2 protein-coding genes and 1 pseudogene are annotated in these 2,224 nt (G+C 36.1%); 2 read left to right on the top strand and 1 reads right to left on the bottom strand.

Annotated elements, in window-relative coordinates; translation table 11 throughout:
* The first annotated feature begins 1,063 nt into the window (after positions 1–1,063).
* Both K737_RS11170 and K737_RS12070 read left to right on the top strand, forming a co-directional pair.
* Positions 1,064–1,624, top strand: a pseudogene (locus tag K737_RS11170) (GrpB family protein).
* Between the two features lie 96 nt (positions 1,625–1,720).
* Positions 1,721–2,038: a GNAT family N-acetyltransferase gene (locus K737_RS12070; protein ID WP_075260354.1), complete on the top strand. Its 318-nt coding sequence runs from the start codon at positions 1,721–1,723 to the stop codon at positions 2,036–2,038.
* Here the strand turns inward: K737_RS12070 and K737_RS08195 are convergent.
* Positions 1,981–2,224: integrase core domain-containing protein (locus tag K737_RS08195; protein WP_006289704.1), on the bottom strand; the 244-nt coding region annotated here is incomplete at its 5' end. The genes K737_RS12070 and K737_RS08195 overlap by 58 nt on opposite strands.

Genomic DNA, 2,224 nt, shown 5'->3' with positions numbered 1-2,224 from the left:
CATATTCACGAGAGCTTAACCCGGTCGAAAGATTATGGCTCTATATAAAAAACACTATCCTATCGAACAAGATTTACGAACCCCTTGGGGCTGTGAAGCGGTGATTTGCGAGTTTGTGCGCGCGTTAAAAAATACAATTGTGAAAAGTATATGCACCGCTTCGCATTTGTCCATTTAGTATCGGGAAATGGTATAAGATTTTTGCTTGAAGGTTAATCTCTTGAAAGACTATAAAACATATCCTTGCTCTTGGCGTTTATCCCTTCGAATTATGGCCAAACTAACAAGAATCCTTGAAAATTTTTATACTGAGACTTTAAGTTGATGTTTTGATAATCGATAAGGTAGAATTACAGAAAACATTACTACATCATGTAGCAAAAATTTAAAAACGCTATAACCTAAGCAAAAAATATACTTGCGCAAATACTAAATTAAAAAACTCTATTTACACATTACATAAGGAACAACAGTTATTCTTTACTGTTTCCCCACTTTCCTTGATTTTCCCTTCCAAATTTATGTGTATAAAAGCTAAACTGTATGCTTAATTACCGTTGAAGCCACGTGAATATTGCCCGGAAAAATTTGCAGACGTTTTATCATAGCGTGGGCAGCGCAACACTGCTTAAAGTTTAGAAAAAAAAATTGTTAATCAAATGACGGGTCGTTGTCAGCATCACTGCTAATACCGCTAAAGTCTAGATTTCTCTACGGAATCCCTGTAAGATAGCGGTACAAAAAAGTCTAAAACTGCCCTTGGCTGTAACTGTTACATCCCCTTGTTTTCAGAAAAAAAGAAAAAATCAACTTAATTAAGGGCGCCCCTTAACAAGAAGAAGTCCGAACAACACATAGGCTTACCATTGGCATTGCTTAACAAGGAATAGCGAGGTTGATGAATTACCAAAAGAAAAAATGATTCGGGAAGCCGAAGAAAAAGTTGGACTCGAGGCTTAAGGCTGTGGCTTTAAAAACGAAAATTTTTCTTATAGAGAAAAATCATTTTGACTCTATTAAAAAACAAAGTTTTTTTAGCAACTAAAATATTTAGAGTTTTGGAATGTTCAAAGAAATACAAGTCGTACCTTATGACACCAATTGGCCCCATATTTTTGAAAAAGAGGCGGAGATTATACGTCAGGAGTTGGGGGATAATTGTATTGCTATTCACCATATCGGATCCACTACAATACCAGGATTGGTTGCTAAACCTACAATTGATATGATCGCTGTTGTGCGCAGTGGAGATCTATCTATTGCTTAGCTTAAGAAAATTGGATTTTCTTATAAAGGCGAGTAGAAAGTTCCGTTTAAATTTGGATTTACCAAGCGTAGCCAAGATAAAATTAATCTCCACGTTTTTGAAGAAAGTCACACAGAAAGACAGCTTAATATTTTTTTTAGAGACCATTTGCGCTTAAACTCTCAAATCCTTAAGGAGTATGCGCAAATTAAAGAAACACTGATTCAGAATGAAGCTTCGTTTCAAAAGCAAAAAGGAAGCGTGTTCAAAGGTTATAATTTGGGAAAAGATCACTTTATCCGACAGATTTTAAAAACGAGCGGATACAGGGGGCACAGATTTTTGAAAGTAACTCATATACAAAAGTGGGACGATTAATCATCGTATTCGAAAGACAGAAATATTCGATCCCATTGGAGTTGTTTATGATCCTCATCTCCAAGCATTAGTTGAGAGGCTGCCTATCACTTTATATTGTGTCATGGAATAGAAGTCCGGATGGTTGCGCATATTGAATTTCTGAATGAATCAGATGCAGCGCTCAGGTCTCTTGCAACAGATGCTAAATTTCAGCGCCAGGGCTATGGGGCAGAGATAATGGCTCTACTTGAAAAATGGCTCAAAAGACAAAATATAAAAGTTGTGAAAATGCATAGTCGTCTGAGTGCTGAGTCTTTTTACAGAAAACGAGGCTTTCTGGAAATGCCGTTTGACGATCCTTCTATTCAAGAACACTACGTGTTTAGTCTCAGTAAGAAATGTTTAGGATTAAGTATAAAATATTCAAGATGAATTATCCACTGATTTAAAATAAATTGCCAAGGAGTTTTTCCTTTGATAGCTTTGAGTCGTTTAGCAAAGTTGTAAGCCATCAGATAAGCATGCACATGCTGTTTTAGCTCATCATGAGAAGCATAATGAAAGCTATTAACTGTTGCTTTTTTTAGAGTTCTATTCATTCGCTCTACTTGCCCATTA

It is taken from the genome of Holospora undulata HU1 (assembly GCF_000388175.3).
Lineage (GTDB): Bacteria > Pseudomonadota > Alphaproteobacteria > Holosporales > Holosporaceae > Holospora > Holospora undulata_A.
This window is presented reverse-complemented; position numbering and strand designations above follow the sequence as displayed.